The sequence below is a fragment of the Streptomyces sp. CNH189 genome, from assembly GCF_000527195.1.
Map to the genome: position 1 here is coordinate 60,135 of NZ_AZUS01000022.1, position 14,628 is coordinate 74,762.

The window sequence follows — 14,628 nt, forward strand, 5'->3', positions numbered from 1 at the left end:
CTCAGACAGGGCGGCATAGGACTCAAGGCCTAGGACCACCCCCGGCGGCCTACGGTGGAGGGGTGGACGGACCCCCTGTGGACGGTGACGGCCTCGCCCTCGCGGCGCGGGCGGCGCTGGTGCGGGAGATCGAGGCGAGCGGCGCCTTCGCGGCGGACCCGGTCTGGCGGGAGGCGTTCGCCGCCGTGCCCCGCCATCTGTTCGTGCCCTTCTACTACGTGGGCGTCAGGGGCGGGTACGAACGCCGGTGGGGCGAGCACCCCGACCCCGCGGCGCGCGAACGGTGGCTGCGCGGCGCGTACGAGGACACCCCGCTGGCGATCCGGATGCGCGACGGCGAACTGCTCTCCTCCAGCAGCCAGCCCTCCCTCATGGCGCTGATGCTGGCGGGCCTGCGCGTCGGGGACGGCCACCGGGTCCTGGAGATCGGCACCGGCAGCGGCTACAACGCCGCCCTGCTCGCCCACCGGCTCGGCGACGACTCCCTGGTCACCACGATCGATCTCGACCCGGAGATCACCGAGTCGGCCCGCCGGCATCTGTCGGCCGCCGGGCACCGTCCCGCCGTCGTCACCGGCGACGGGTCGCGCGGGGTGCCGGCACGCGCGCCGTACGACCGGATCGTCGCGACCTGCGCCCTGCCGGCGATCCCGCGCGCCTGGCTCGCCCAGTGCCGCCCGGGGGGCCGGATCCTCGGCCCGTTCGCCACCGGTCTGGTCGCCCTGACCGTGCGCGACGCCCACCGTGCCGAGGGGCCGTTCCTGAGCACGCCCGCCTACTTCGTGCCGCTGCGCGGCGCGGGCCGTCCTCCGCAGGAGCCGCCCGACCTGGACGGACTTCCCTCGGCGGCCCGACGGAGCGACCTCTTCCGGTTCCTTCTCGAGCTGACCGCCGGGACCCTCGGCCCGCGGGAGGCGTACGACCTCTGGGAACGCGAAGGCAGGCCGCAGCGCGAACGCTACGGCCTGACCGTCGACGCGGAGGGCGTCCGGGCCTGGCTGGACGGCCCCGCGGCCAGGCACGTCTGGCCGCTGCCGGAGCTCAGCCCCGGCGGATGGTGATCGTCGTCCAGGCGCCCACGTGCACCCGGTCGCCGTCCTGCAGCGGGATCGGGACGAACGGCTGGATGGGCTCCTCGGAGCCGTTGACCGTCGTGCCGTTCGTCGAGTTCTGGTCGACGACCGCCCAGTTGCCGTCCGGCTGCTGCACCAGCACCGCGTGCTGGTGCGAGACGCCCGGGTCCTCCGGCGGGGTGGACAGATCGATGTCGGGGGTGTCGCCGGTGGAGTGCCGGCGGCGGCCGATGGTGATCTGGTTGCCGGTGAGCGTGCGCTGCTGCTCGGGCGAGTACGCGGGGAGGTTCAGGCCCGCGGCCTCGGGGCCGGAGCGCTGCATCATCGCCATGAAGTAGTCGCGGTCCGGGCCGATGGTCGCGGTCCAGGTGACCGGGCCCTGCGGCTGCCGGGGCTGCTGCGGGTAGCCGCCCGGCCCGGGAGGCGCCTGGGTGGCGCCGGGCTGCGGGTAGCCGTAACCGGCGTGCCCGCCAGGGCCGTTCGGACCGCCGGGGCCACCAGGACCACCAGGGCCGACAGGACCGCCAGGGCCGCCACCGGGACCACCGGGGCCGCCGGTCGGCGGGGAGATCACCCAGTCGTCGTCACCGCCGCCGAAGGACGGTCCGCCCTGCGGCGGGCGGCCGGTCTCCTGCGGGAAGCCGGGAGGGGCCGGGGGGCCGGAGTGGAACGCCTGCGGGGCACCGGGGCCGTTCGGGCCGCCGGGGCCACCAGGACCGCCCGCGTTGCCGCGGCCGCCGGGGCCGGGCGGGGGCGGGACCGGGCGCGAGGGCTCGCCGCCGAAGCCGGGCGGACCCGGCGGGATCGGCTCGGCGGGCCGGTTCACCTGCGAGGGACGCGAGCCCTGGTAGTCGAAGCCGTCACCGCCGCCGTACGACGGACCGGGAGGCTGCTGCCCGAAGGGGCCGCCCGGACCGCCGTGGCCACCTGGTCCACCGTGGCCGCCGGGTCCACCAGGGCCGCCGTGGCCGCCGTGGTGACCGGGACCGCCGTGGCCACCCGGACCGCCGGGGCCGGGCGCCGGCGGGCGCGGGGCGGCAGGGGTGTAGGAGGTCGCCGTGTTGGTGAGGAAGTTCCAGCGGCACTCCTCGCAGAACGGCGCGCCGCCCTCACGCGGCGTGCGGCACTGCGGGCACAGCTCCGGCTGGGCACCGGGACCGCCCGGACCGCCGTAGCCGCCGGGGCCTCCCGGGGCGCCGCCGGGACCGCCGGGGGGCGGAGGGAATCCGTAGCCGCCACCGGGTGCCGGCGGCGGGGGAGGAGGTGGGGGCACGGCACCCGCCATGCGGTGACCGCACACCTCGCACCAGTCGTCGGAACCCGACTGGTGTCCGTTCGGGCAGGTCGGCATGTCGGCGCTTCCCCCTCTCCTTTTCCGGCCGGTTCCGACCGGATTTCTCCCACCCCGAGGGGTCAGGCTCGTTTACTTACGGATCACTTCTTTACACGAACAGTCTTGGTCGACCGAGTCTCGAGTGTCATCTCATCGGCCTCCTCGACCTTCGTCTTCAGTCGCACAGTACCGGTCGCGGCGTCGACGACGTCCACCACCTTCGAAAGCAGTTTCGCAGTATCGGCGTTGCCGGATGCGCTCGCGAGCTGGACGGCCCGCCCCAGCTTGGCCGTTGCTCCGTCGGTATCGCCCACTTTGCGCAGGTCCAGGCCCTGTTGGATGACTTCGGCCAGTTCGGCCTGACCTGTGTAGTGCGCGACCTGGGGGTTGATCGACGTCGACGCGGACGGGTCGTCGGTCCACACGGCCCGCACCAGCCCCTGCGCGCCCAGGTTCTGCACACTGCCCCCGGGGTTCGGGATCACCAGCGACAGCCGCGCCGCCAGCATCTCCTGGCCGACGGCGGCGGGCGGGACCTCCACGCAGACGTGGTAGTCGCGGGATTCGTCGCCCCAGGAACCGAGCGGGTAGTCGCCCGCCCGGGGGCCCGCCTCGGTGCGGCGGCCGGTGAGTTCCTCCACCGTCGGGGCGACCTGCTTGACGAACTTCACCGTCGCCCCGGCCGGGGTCCACAGGCGCAGCGAGACGTCCGCGACCTCCTTGCCCATCGCCGTCTCCATCATCTGCGTGAAGTCGGCGGCCAGACCGGCCGGGTCGGCGACGATGTCGGCGGTGCCGAGGAGGGCCGAGGCGATGCCTGTGACTTCTTTCACTTCCCAGTCGGTGCCGACACCGCGCGCGTCACAGGTGAACCGTCCGGCGCAGGCGTCCAGGGCGGCCCTGAGATCCTCCGGCGTCTCGTGCTCGTTGCGGCCGTCGGTGAGCAGGATGCCGTGCCGGATCGCCACGTCCGCCGACGCCAGCAGCCGGTCGGCCCGTTGCAGCCAGGTCCCGATCGCCGTGCCGCCGCCCGCGCTCAGCTTCCGCAGCGCCTGCTTGGCCTGCTCCCGGGTGTCCGGCCCGGCGACCGCGAGACGCCCGTCGCCCGGGTACACCTCCCGCGCCAGGTGGGTGCCGGCGACCACCGCGAAGTGCACGCCGTCGCGCAGGGTGCCGATCGCGGCGGACGTCGCGTCCCGCGCGTTGCGCATCTTGGTCGGCGGGTAGTCCATGGAGCCCGAGCAGTCGACCATCAGGACCACCGCCGCCGACGGGCCTTCGCCGGGCGCGTACAGGTGGGGTGCCGCCACCGCGCTGCCGATGGTGCCGCCGCCGGTCGCGGTCACCGTCACCACCGCGTTGACCTCGCGGCCGCCCTCCGGCAGGTACTCGTTCTGGTACACGTCCACCGAGAACCGCGGCACGTTCGATTTCGAGAAATTGGCCATGCCCGTTCGTTCCCCCTCCGGTGCCCCGACGGCGCGGGGCGACGACGAATCGACGGACCGGTCCCCTCCGGTCCGTTGAAGCTTCCCCGTGCGAGGCTCCGCGTACGCGGCCTCAGGCCGATCCTGCCCCCTGCGGGACGGCCGGGAACGGCACCAGCGCCACTGTTACGTTGTCGTGGCCGCCGCCGTCGAGGGCGTGGCCGACCAGCACCTGGCCGGCGTGCAGCGGGCGCTCGGCCGCGTCGACGGGCACCACCTCGGCCATCTCGTCGGCGGACTCGGCGTAGTTCCACAGGCCGTCGGTGCAGACGACGACCACGCCGGGGCGGTCGGGTTTGAAGGCCGCGGTGTGCGGCTCCAGGTCGTAGGCGTCGGCGCCGAGCCAGCCGGTGATGGCGTGCGCGCGGTGGTCGGCGTAGGCCTCGGCCTCGCCCATCAGGCCCGCGGCGACCATCTGCGCGGCCCACGAGTCGTCCTCGGTCAGCCGGGCCGGCGGGGCGGACCGGTCCACGGGGATCCAGTACGCGCGGCTGTCGCCGACCCAGCCGACGACCAGCAGACCCGCGGTGACCACGGCGCCGACGATCGTGCAGGCGGGGGCGTTCTGCTGCGGGGCGTGCTCGCGGGCGCCGGCCGGCTGCTCACCGGCCAGCGCGTTGACCGCCTCGGAGGCGGCGAGGATCGCGTCGTGCATCGCCTGCTGCGGGTGCGTGCCGCGCGGCAGGGCGGCGAGCAGGGAGGCGTTCGCCGCGCGGGAGGCGGCCAGTGACGCCTCGTCGGGCCGGGTCGCCGAGGAGACTCCGTCGCAGACGACCGCCACGGACACCGGGGAGCCGTCGGGCAGCGCGGTGGTGCCGACGGCGAAGGCGTCCTCGTTGCGGTGGTGCCGCAGTCCGCGGTCGGTGACCGCGGCCAGCGGGCCGCATTCCTGTTCCATGTGGTCCCGTTCGCGCGGCTGGGCGTGGCCGCAGTTCTCGCAGTAGCCGTCGTCGTCCACCCGGCCGGCGCGGCACGCCACGCACACGGCGGGCGTCGGTCCGGCCTGCGCCGGCTCGCCGGCCACGCGCGGGTCCGGCGCCTGCAGTGGGTAGTCGTCGGGCTGCGCGGGCTGGTGGGCGGGGGGTGTGCCGGGGGTGTCCGGCGTGTGCGGGGCGTCCTCACCGGGTGCCCCGCCGTCCGACGCCTCCGACCGGTCACGCCGGTCGAGACGGACCCCGGCCGCCGGGCCGCCCGTACCGGGCGCGCCCTGAGCGGCCGCCGGAGCGTGGTCGGGGCGCGCGGGCGCCCCCTGGACCGGCACGTGCCGGCCGGCCGCCGCCGTGTGCGGATCCGCCGCCGGCACGTGCGTGCCGGAAGCCCCCGGCACGGCAGGGGCGTTGGACGCCGCAGCGCCCGCGGTCGCGGCCTGCGCACCGGCCGCCGCAGGGCGGGCAGGAGCGCCGGCCGTCGGGGCGCCCTGGGCCGGGGCGTGCGGGCCTGTCGCCGGTCGGGCGCCCGCGCCCGGCGGCCGGGGCGCCGACGGCGGGGCGGCCGGCGCCGGTGGGGGCACCGGGCCCGGGGACTGCGGGGGCACCACGCCGTTCAGGGCGATCGTCGGGTCGTCCGTCGGCCGGGCCGGGACCACCGACAGGTCGTATCCGCACGCACCGCAGAAACGATCACCCGACTCGAGGGGTTCCTCGCAGCTCGGGCATTTCGACAGCGCGGCCTGCTGGGGCATCTGCGACATCAACTACACCCATGTCCGGGGGCGGTAACGATTGGCACGTTCCACCAGGTCGATCCTCTCCTCGCCGCTGCGCGCCAGCCGGGCCAGCGTGCGGTACGAGCGCTCCAGGCCGAAGCGCAGCCCACGCTCGTCCAGGCCGCTGCCGAGCAGCGTCCGCCCCCCGGCGGCGGGAGGAGCGGAACCCTGGCCCCCGGAGAGTACCCAGTCCAGTCCGCAACCGAGGACCTCCGCCGCCAACAGCTCGCGGCGCGCCGGATCCAGACCGTACGACTCCAGGGCCTCGACCTGTCCGGCGGCGGCGGTCAGGTCGTCCAGGAACGGCGCGTCGGCGGCGGTGGCCGCCCGCCCCCGCAGCCGAGCCCGGACCGCCGCCACCCGGGCGGCGGTGTAGTGGATGGAGGACTCCGGCACCGACTCCAGCGTGCGTACGGCACCCCGCCGGTCCCCGGCCGCCAGCCGCACCCGGGCCAGCCCGAAAGCGGCGCTCACATGGCTCGGGTCGGTCGACCACACCAGGCGGTAGTACTCGGCGGCGTTGTCCAGCTGGCCCAGCACCTCGGCGCACACGCCCAGCGCCAGCTTCGGCGCGATCTCGCCCGGGAAGGCGTCGTAGACGGCGTCGAAGGCGAGCGCGGCGCCTTCGTGGTCGCCGGTGACCAGGGCGGCCACGCCCCGGTACCAGACCACCCGCCAGTCGTCGGCGTCCCGCTCCTCCAGCGCGCGCAGCGCCTCCAGCGCGGTGTGCCACTCGCCCGTCTCCAGCCGGGCCCGCACCTCGCGCAGCCGGGTCTCGGTCGACGGATCGGGCACCGCGGCCAGCGCGTGGACCAGCTCCGCCGGCGCGGACGTCAGCAGACCGGCGAGGAAACCGGCGTTGGGGTCGGAGGACTGGACGTGCGGGACGGGCAGCGCGAGGGCCGCCGTGGCACAGTCCACGGGCTTGACCAGGGCGGGGGCGGCGGGGGCGGGGCCGCCGGCAGGAGGAAGAGGTGCCGTGCCGGCGGGCAGGGCGGGCGCACCCCGGCGGCCCCGGGGCGTGCGGGCGCCGAGCCGGGAGACGTCACCGGCCGGCGCGGGGAACAACTCCGTGTCCGTCACCCGAAGTTCCGGTCCGAACAGGGTCGACAGCGCCGGGCGCGCCTGGCCCGACTGGAGCGAGACGACCTCCCGCAGCACCCCCGTCAGCTGCTCGGCCATCTCCTGCGCGGAGGCGAACCGGCGCGCCGGGTCCGGGTCGGTGGCCCGCACCAGGAGCCGGTAGAAGGACTCGTACTGCCGGAACACCTCGATGGTGTCCGGGTCCGGCAGGGAGTCCGCGTAGACGTTCGTGTACCCCTGGAAGTCGAAGGTGAGGACGGCCAGCGTACGGGCGACCGTGTACAGGTCGGACGCCACCGACGGGCCGGCCTCGGCGACCTCCGGCGCCTGGTAGCCGACCGTGCCGTAGATGGCCGACTCCTCGTCGTCCGTCCGGCGCACCGCGCCCATGTCGATCAGCTTGAGCTGGTCCTCGCTCTGGATCGCGTTGTCGACCTTGAAGTCGCAGTAGAGCAGGTTGCGGCTGTGCAGATGGCCGAGCGCCTCCAGCGCCTCGATGCCGTACGCGCAGGCCTGCTCCACCGGCAGCGGGTCCCGTCTGCCCTCCGGTGTGCGGCGGGCGTTGGCGATCTCCTTCAGCGACTTGCCGCCGACGTACTCCATGACGATGTAGCCGTCGAGGGAGCCGGTGCGCTGGTCGAGGTGTTCCACGAAGTTGTAGATCCGCACGATGTTGGCGTGCTCGATCTCCGCGAGGAACCGGCGCTCCGAGATGGCCGCCGCCATCGCGTCCTGGTCACCGGTGTCGAGAAGGCCCTTGAGGACCACCCAGCGGTCGGACACGGCCCGGTCCACCGCGAGGTAGATCCAGCCGAGCCCGCCGTGCGCCAGGCAGCCCACCACCTCGTACTGGCCGTGCACCACGTCCCCGGCCCGCAGCTTCGGCACGAACGAGTACGGGTGGCCGCACTTGGTGCAGAAGCCTTCCGTGCGCCCCGCCCGGCCGCTGCGGGCCCGGCCCACCGGCGCCCCGCAGTCCGAACGCGAGCAGAACCGCTTGCGCTCGGGCACCTCAGGGTCGTCCAGCACCATCTGCCGCGGATCCGGCCGCGGGATCGCCGGCACCTGCACCAGGCCCGCGCCCAGCCGCCCCCGCCCCGAGCTGCCCGCGCCGGTGCCGGAGCTGCGCACCGACACCGAGCGGCCCGTGGCCGTCCGGCCCGACAGCGAGCGGGAGAGCCGGCCGGACACCGAGCGGCGGGACTTCGACGACTGCGACGACGTACGGGAGCTGCGGCCGCTGCGCGCGCTGCCGCCGCTGCCCGCGCGGGCGCTCCCCGAGCCCCGAGAGTCCCGGCCGCCCGCCGTGACACCGGTCGGGGGCGAGACCACCAGGCCCGTCGGCGACACCACCGGGGCGAGGCCGCACGTGTCGCAGTACAACTCGCCGCCGCCGACGTCCTCGTACGCGCCCTCGCACTCGGGGCGCTGACAGGCCTTCCCCGCCGTCGCGCCCGCGGGCGCCGCCCGGCCGCCCGGTCCGCCCATACCGCCCGCCTCCCCCTCGACGCTCATGCGCCCGGCCCCCTCCGGTCGTCCGGCCGGGCCTGCCCCGGCGCCCCGGTGGAGCCGGTGAGCAGTTCCGACACCGCCTGCTGGTACCGCAGCACCGCCTGCTCGGCGGCGCGCAGATCGCAGGGCGCGCTCCACAGCATGCGGCGCGCCTTCTCGTACCGCTCCACCAGCAGCGGGTCCTCGGCCAGACCGTGCCGGGACACCTTCGCCCGGTACGCGTCCAGCCGGCCCCGCAACTCCGCCCGGACCGCCAGCGGCGCCGTGACCGCCGTCAACGACTCGCGGGCGCGCAGCAGTTCGTCCTCCGCCTTCTGCTCCAGGGACTCCAGCAGCGGCGACAACCGGTGCCACTGGGCGTGCCGGCGGTACTCGGCCGCCGCCGCCACCTGCTCCTGCAGCGCAGTCGGCGGCCCGCTGACCACCGGTACCTCCGTGGCCGCGATCTTCGCCAGCACCTCGCCGCGCGCCGTGCGGGCCTCGGCGAGGGTGCGGTCCGCGCGGGAGAGCACGTCACGCAGCCGGACGATGCGCTTCTCCGCGTCCTGCCGGACCGCCAGCACCGCCTCGATCTCGCGGCGCACGTCCTCCAGGGCGCGCGCCTCGCGGTCGTACACCGTGGTGTCGGGCTTGCCGCCGCCCGGCGCCGAACTGCCCTCGGCCCTCTTCCAGAAGGCCAGCGGGTCGGACACCACCTGCTCGCGCAGCCTCGTCAGCGTGCGGGTGATGCGCTCCAGGTCGTCGCCCGCCGGGTGCTCGCCCGGGCGCACCCCGACCGAGTGCGCCAGCCCGCTGGTGCGCCGCAGCTCCGCGGAGAGCAGATCGATCCGGGCGGGCAGTGCCGACCACACCGCGTCCGCGGCGACGACCATGTCCAGCGAGGCCGCGTACAGCTCGTTCATGCGGTCGACGAGGGCGGCGAGCGAGTAACGCTCGCTGAGCACGCCCGGACCGCCGCTCAGGGTCGGCGCGTTGGCCGTCGCCGCCGCGCTGCCGGCCACCGTCACCGGCTCGCCGCGCAGCAGTTCCGTCAGCTCCGCCAGGTCCTCGCGGCTGGACCAGCGGCGGCGCGAGCGAATGTCCCGGGCGGTGCGCAACGCGTCCGTGTACGCGTCGAAGTAGGTCCACAGCAGCGTGATCGCCGCCTCCGTGGACGTCCACCGCTCGGCGGTGACGCCCGTGAGCCGGGCGCCCTCCAGCAGCCGTCGGCCCGCGTGGTCCTGCAGGGCGAGGAGCGAGGTCTCGATCGCCTCGTGCTCCGCGCCGAGCCGCGCCAGCGCACGGTCCACCTCGTCCCGGTCCATCACCGGCCCGGCGGGATCCGTGTCGGCCATCGATCACCTTTCGCTGCGGGGTGGGTTCGTGTGGTGCGTGGGGGCGGGTGGGGTGTCGTGGAAGGGGCGGCGGGGCGCCGCGGAAGGGTCAGTCGCGGCGCAGGTACTCGGGAGCCGGGGGCCTGGCGGCGGTGGGGTCGTCGTCCATCGTGGCGGACAGCCACTTCGTGTACGAGGCCTGCCAGCCGGACGCGGTGTCCTGCCGGAAGTCCACCAGGATCTGGTTGACCCGGCGGACCAGGTCGTCCGCGTCCTTCTTCATCGCCACGCCGTAGTACTCGGTCGTGAACGCCTCGCCCTTGAGCTCGACCGTCGGATCCTGCGCGGCCTGACTGGCCGCGAGTGCCCCGTCGTTGACGACCGCGTCCACCTCGCCGAGTTGCAGCCGCACCAGGCAGTCGAGCTGGTTGGGCACCGTGGTGGAGATGTCCGCGGACGCCGGCAGGGCGCCGCTCTTCCGGTCCTCCTCCAGCTTCGCGTACGCCGTCGAGCCCTTCGCCGTGCATATCCGGCGGTTCGCAAGGGTCTCGTCGTACCCCGTGACCGGGGAGGACTTCGGCGCCAGGACCTGCTGCCCCGTCTTGAAGTACGGGGCGGAGAACGCCACTTCCTCCAGGCGCGAGCAGTTGATCGTCATCGTGCGGACGACCAGGTCCACCCGGCCGTCCTGGATCGCCGGGATGCGCTGGTCGGTGGGGATCGCCTTGAACTGCACGGCGTCCGGGTCGCCGAGTATGTCCTCGGCGATGCGGTGCACCAGGTCGATGTCGAAGCCCTCGAGGCGGCCGCTCACACCGCTGTTGGGGTCGCGGTAGCCCCAGCGGTAGCTGTTCTGGTCGACGCCGACGACCAGCTTGCGCTTCTCGCCCTGGCGGTTCTTGATCGCCGTGATGGTGGGGCCGTCGGCGGAGGACGGCGGCAGGGTCTGCTTCTCCGGGGCCGTGCAGGCGTCCGCTGCGCGCGCGTCGGCCGTCAGCGCCCGCGTGGCCCCGTCACCGGCCGGGCGGGGCGCGCCCGCCTGGGAGGCGACCGAGCCCGTGCAGGTCAGGGCGAGCGCGAACACCAGGGCGAGGGCGCAGGCCCCCGCCATCGCGCCCACACCGCCCCAGCCCTTCAGGCGGGCCCGCAGGTGGCGTGCGTGCATCGTCATGGCCCCCTTCGGGTCGGTCGTCCGCTGCCCGTTCACCGGTACTCCGACAGCCTGCGGCCGATGCCCAGCACCGCTCCCGCCGCGCCCAGCACGCCCAGGACCGCGGCCCCGGCCGGCAGACCGGTCAGCGCGTCCCGGCCGGCACCGGCCGCCTCGGCGAACTCCGTCTCCTCGTGCGCCAGTGCCGTCGCCAGGTTCTCGTCGACGCTGTCGAAGCACTCGCCCGTCGCGCCCTTCGCGCCGATCACCATGTCCAGCGCCTGCTGGTAGTTGCCGTTCTCGTCCTGCTCGCGGGCCGCCGCGTGGCGCTTCTTCCACTCCGTCATGTTGCTCACGGCCGCGGTGACCGGCTTCGCGCCGGTGGCGTCGTCCGCGAGACGTTCGGCGACGGCCAGGCCCTTGCCGAGGGCGTCCATGTCGCGGCCGAAGTCGTGGTCGTAGGCGTCGAGGGTCTCGTCGCCGACCTTCTTCGTCTCGGCGCCGCGGGCGACGAGCGTGAGGTTCTCGTTGCCGCGCGCCTTGAGCGAGGCGATGCGCGCGTCGTGCAGGACGTCGAGGGAGCGGACGCCGTGGTCGTAGGACTCGTCCAGGTGTGAGCGGGCCAGGGCGTGACCGGCCGTCAGCCAGAGCAGCACGATCGCGGCCGCGGCGGTGGCCGCGACCAGTCCGTGGTTGAGGACGCGGTGGGTGCGCAGGTAGGTGCGGCGCTGGGCCCAGGCGAGGGCGGCCAGCGCCGCCAGGCCGAGGGCGATCGCGGGCCAGGGGTAGGGGGTGGCGTCCGCGTAGTCCGCGCGCAGGCGCTGGTTCTCCTTGGTGTACAGGTCCTGCGCGGCCGGCAGCATCTCCTGCTGCATCTTCTCGTTCGCGTAGCGCAGGTAGGCGCCGCCCACCGGGTAGCCCTGGCGGTTGTAGGTGCGGGCGCGCTCCACCAGTCCCTTGTACTCGGGAAGCAGGCGGTTGAGCTTGGTGATGGTGTCCGTGGAGGGGGAGCCGGGGGCCGCGTTGGCGGCGGCGTTGACCAGTTTCGCGGCGGCGGTGCGGATGTCGCGTTCGTAGCGGTCGCGGGTGGCGGCGGTCTCCTGGCCTCCGGCGAGGAAGCCGCTGGACGCGGCGGTGTTGGCGTCCGCCAGGGAGCGGTAGATGTCGGCGGCGTCCGAGGTGAGCGGCTGGCTGCTGGTGAGGACGTCGTCGGCGGCCGCGGCCCTGTCGGTCATCTGCCACGCGGTGACCGCGCCGAACGCCACGACCAGGGCGGCCAGGACCGCGCCGATGATGCGGAGGCGGCCGGGTTCCGTGGTGGCGGCGCGGCGGAGCTGGTCCACGCCCTCGGCGAAGGCGGTGCGGCGGGTGGGGGGAGGTGCCGGGGTGGTGGAGGCGGGCAGGGTGCCGGGAGCGGAGGCGGGGGGTGTGGCGGGTGCCGTCGGCTGCGGTGGGATCGCGGGCAGCGTCGGTGGCGCGCCGGCGTTCGGTGTGTGTGTCATGTGACCTCCCCCGTGGTCATCCTCCGCGGCAAGTATCACCGTCGGGGGCGACATCCGCACCGGCCTTGGCACGATCTTGATCCAAATGCAGTGTGATGGCCGGAAGTTCCGGACCACCGCACCCACCCTGCCCAGGAACACGCCCGGGAAATCCGTTCGGTTCCGGGGGCAGGGCGGGGCGGGGCCGGGTGCGGGGCCGCCTGGCGTCGCGCCTGCGGGCGGTGGGCGGGGCGCCGTCGGCGGCCTACCCGTAGTGCGCGCGCAGGCGGGCGTGCGCCTCCGGTGGGGCCGACACGTGGTCCAGGCCGAGGAGCGCCGCTCCCAGGACGGGAGGCGTGGTGATCACTTGGGGTACGGCCTTGGGGGCGCGGGCTGTCAGTCGGGTGCGGATGCCGTCGACGAGGAGGGGGTGCCGGGCCGCCAGGACACTGCCGCCCAGGAGGACGGGGGTCTCCGCGTGGAGGAGGTCCAGGCGGGTGAGGGCCACCACGGCCATCGTGACGATCTCCGTGGCCTGCCGGTCGACGACCGCGCGGGCGACCGGGTCGCCCTCGGCGGCCGTGGCGAACAGGACGGGGGCCGCCTCGTGGCGGCGGTGGGGTGGGATGTGGCCGAGGTGGAGGGCCTCTATGAGGGCGGGCATGTCGGGCACGCCGAAGTGGGCGGGCAGGGTGGCGGTCAGCGCGGTCCTCTCGCCCCGGCCGTCGTCGGCGCGGGCCGCGTGCCACAGGGCCTCCTCGGCCAGGGCCCAGCCGCCGCCCCAGTCGCCGGAGATGCGGCCGACCGCCGGGAAGCGGGCGGTGCGGCCGTCGGGGCGCATGCCCACGCAGTTGATGCCCGCGCCGCAGACCACCGCGACCCCGCGGGGTTCGGTGACGCCGGCGCGGAGGATCGCGAAGGTGTCGTTGCGGACCTCGGCGGTGGTGGCCCAGCCGCGCGACTGCACGGCTTCGGTGAGTTGCCTCTCCTCGGCCGGGAGGTCGGCGTTGGCCAGGCACGCCGAGACGTGGGCGACCTCGGGGCTGCCGGCGGCGGCGAGGGCCTCGGTGACCGTGGTGGAGAGGGTGGTCATGGCCGTGTCCAGGCCGTCCGCGGGCGGGCGGAAGCCTCCTCCCCGGGCCGTCGACAGCACCGTGCCGTCGGGGCCGATCACCGCCACGTCCGTCTTGCTGTTGCCGGCGTCGACGGCGAGGACGGCTGCGGTCAGGCCCACGTGAGGTGCTCCCGGTTGTGTGCGATCAGGTCGTCGGTCAGCCGGTCCGCGTAGGCGTACTGGCCGATGAGGGGGTGGGCGAGCAGGGCGCGGAAGACGCGGTCCCGGCCGCCGTGCAGGGCTGCCTCCAGGGCGAGGTCCTCGTAGGCGGTGACGTTCGCCATCAGGCCCGCGAACAGGGGGTCCACGGGGGCGACGGGGAGAGGGCCGGCGCCCTTCGTGGTGACCGTGGCGGGGACCTCGACGACCGCGTCGTCGGGGAGGAAGGGGAGGGTGCCGTTGTTGAGCGTGTTGACCACCTGGTGCTCCGAACCGGCGCCGCGCAGCAGGGCCGCGGCCAGGTCGACCGCCGCCTCGGAGTAGAAGGCGCCGCCCCTCTTGGCGAGGAGGGCCGGCTTCTCGTCCAGCGCGGGGTCCGCGTAAAGGGTCAGCAGTTCCTTCTCCATCGCCGCTACCTCGGCCGCTCGGGAGGGCTTGGTGCGCGCTTCTGCCACCACCTCGTCGTGGGCGTAGAAGTAGCGGAGGTAGTAGGAGGGGACCACGCCCAGCCGGGTCAGCACGGGGCGGGGGAGGCGGAGGTCGGCGGCGATCGTGTCGCCGTGCTCGGCCAGCAGACGGGGGAGGACGTCCTCGCCGTCGGGGCCGCCGAGGCGTACGGCCGTCTCCCAGGTGAGGTGGTTGAGGCCGACGTGGTCGAGGTGGACGTCGGCGGGGGCGGCACCGAGGAGCGCGGCGAACTTGCGCTGGAGGCCGATGGCCACGTTGCACAGGCCGAGGGCCTTGTGGCCGGCCTGGAGCAGGGCGCGGGTGACGATGCCGACGGGGTTGGTGAAGTCGATGATCCAGGCGTCGGGGTTGGTGCGGCGGACCCGCTCGGCGATGTCCAGGACGACCGGGACCGTGCGCAGCGCCTTGGCCAGGCCGCCCGCGCCGGTGGTCTCCTGGCCGACGCAGCCGCAGTCCAGCGGCCATGTCTCGTCCTGCAGACGGGCCGCCTGGCCGCCGACGCGCAGCTGGAACAGGACCGCGTCGGCGCCGTCCACCGCCGCGTCCAGGTCGGTGGTGGTGGTGATGCGGCCCGGGTGGCCCAGGCGGGCGAAGATGCGGCGGGACAACGGGCCGATCAGGTCCAGGCGGGCCGTCGCCGGGTCGGTGAGGACCAGCTCGGTGATCGGCAGGACGTCCCTCAACCGCGCGAAGCCGTCGATGAGTTCGGGGGTGTAGGTCGAGCCTCCGCCGACCACGGTGAGTTTCATG

General features: G+C 74.8%; 10 protein-coding genes. 1 reads left to right on the top strand and 9 read right to left on the bottom strand.

Annotated elements, in window-relative coordinates; translation table 11 throughout:
* The first annotated feature begins 62 nt into the window (after positions 1-62).
* Entirely contained in the window at positions 63-1,061 is a 999-nt protein-coding gene (locus B100_RS0126715) for a methyltransferase domain-containing protein (protein WP_024887468.1), read from the top strand.
* Here the strand turns inward: B100_RS0126715 and B100_RS0126720 are convergent.
* From B100_RS0126720 to B100_RS0126765, 9 genes are all read right to left on the bottom strand, one after another.
* Entirely contained in the window at positions 1,042-2,424 is a 1,383-nt protein-coding gene (locus B100_RS0126720) for an FHA domain-containing protein (protein WP_024887469.1), read from the bottom strand. The genes B100_RS0126715 and B100_RS0126720 overlap by 20 nt on opposite strands.
* 83 nt (positions 2,425-2,507) lie before the next feature.
* Positions 2,508-3,854 carry a VWA domain-containing protein gene (locus B100_RS0126725; protein ID WP_024887470.1) on the bottom strand — a complete coding sequence of 449 codons (1,347 nt, stop codon included), beginning with the start codon at positions 3,852-3,854 and terminating at the stop codon, positions 2,508-2,510.
* 112 nt (positions 3,855-3,966) lie between these two features.
* On the bottom strand, positions 3,967-5,583 hold the full coding sequence (locus B100_RS0126730) for a protein phosphatase 2C domain-containing protein (protein ID WP_024887471.1): 1,617 nt from the start codon (positions 5,581-5,583) through the stop codon (positions 3,967-3,969).
* 3 nt (positions 5,584-5,586) lie between these two features.
* Positions 5,587-8,169, bottom strand: a complete 2,583-nt coding sequence (locus B100_RS0126735) for a tetratricopeptide repeat protein (protein ID WP_051490071.1) — start codon at positions 8,167-8,169, stop codon at positions 5,587-5,589.
* Positions 8,170-8,192: 23 nt separating this feature from the next.
* Positions 8,193-9,527, bottom strand: coding sequence for a hypothetical protein (locus B100_RS0126745; protein ID WP_024887474.1), 1,335 nt, complete (start codon positions 9,525-9,527; stop codon positions 8,193-8,195).
* An 88-nt stretch (positions 9,528-9,615) separates the two neighbouring features.
* Positions 9,616-10,671, bottom strand: coding sequence for a glutamate ABC transporter substrate-binding protein (locus tag B100_RS0126750; protein ID WP_024887475.1), 1,056 nt, complete (start codon positions 10,669-10,671; stop codon positions 9,616-9,618).
* 38 nt (positions 10,672-10,709) lie between these two features.
* Positions 10,710-12,158 carry a hypothetical protein gene (locus B100_RS0126755; protein WP_024887476.1) on the bottom strand — a complete coding sequence of 483 codons (1,449 nt, stop codon included), beginning with the start codon at positions 12,156-12,158 and terminating at the stop codon, positions 10,710-10,712.
* A gap of 244 nt (positions 12,159-12,402) precedes the next feature.
* Complete coding sequence (locus B100_RS0126760) at positions 12,403-13,371, bottom strand: BadF/BadG/BcrA/BcrD ATPase family protein (protein WP_024887477.1); 969 nt, start codon at positions 13,369-13,371, stop codon at positions 12,403-12,405.
* Positions 13,362-14,627, bottom strand: a complete 1,266-nt coding sequence (locus B100_RS0126765) for a 6-phospho-beta-glucosidase (RefSeq protein WP_024887478.1) — start codon at positions 14,625-14,627, stop codon at positions 13,362-13,364. The genes B100_RS0126760 and B100_RS0126765 overlap by 10 nt, the downstream gene beginning before the upstream one ends.
* Between the last annotated feature and the right edge of the window lies 1 nt (position 14,628).

Bases quoted from the DNA above. Each gene is read 5' to 3' on its own strand.
- B100_RS0126720 (WP_024887469.1), bottom strand. From the start codon at position 2,424: ATGCCGACCTGCCCGAACGGACACCAGTCGGGTTCCGACGACTGGTGC.
- B100_RS0126725 (WP_024887470.1), bottom strand. From the start codon at position 3,854: ATGGCCAATTTCTCGAAATCGAACGTGCCGCGGTTCTCGGTGGACGTG.
- B100_RS0126730 (WP_024887471.1), bottom strand. From the start codon at position 5,583: ATGTCGCAGATGCCCCAGCAGGCCGCGCTGTCGAAATGCCCGAGCTGC.
- B100_RS0126735 (WP_051490071.1), bottom strand. From the start codon at position 8,169: ATGGGCGGACCGGGCGGCCGGGCGGCGCCCGCGGGCGCGACGGCGGGG.
- B100_RS0126745 (WP_024887474.1), bottom strand. From the start codon at position 9,527: ATGGCCGACACGGATCCCGCCGGGCCGGTGATGGACCGGGACGAGGTG.
- B100_RS0126750 (WP_024887475.1), bottom strand. From the start codon at position 10,671: ATGCACGCACGCCACCTGCGGGCCCGCCTGAAGGGCTGGGGCGGTGTG.
- B100_RS0126755 (WP_024887476.1), bottom strand. From the start codon at position 12,158: ATGACACACACACCGAACGCCGGCGCGCCACCGACGCTGCCCGCGATC.
- B100_RS0126765 (WP_024887478.1), bottom strand. From the start codon at position 14,627: ATGAAACTCACCGTGGTCGGCGGAGGCTCGACCTACACCCCCGAACTC.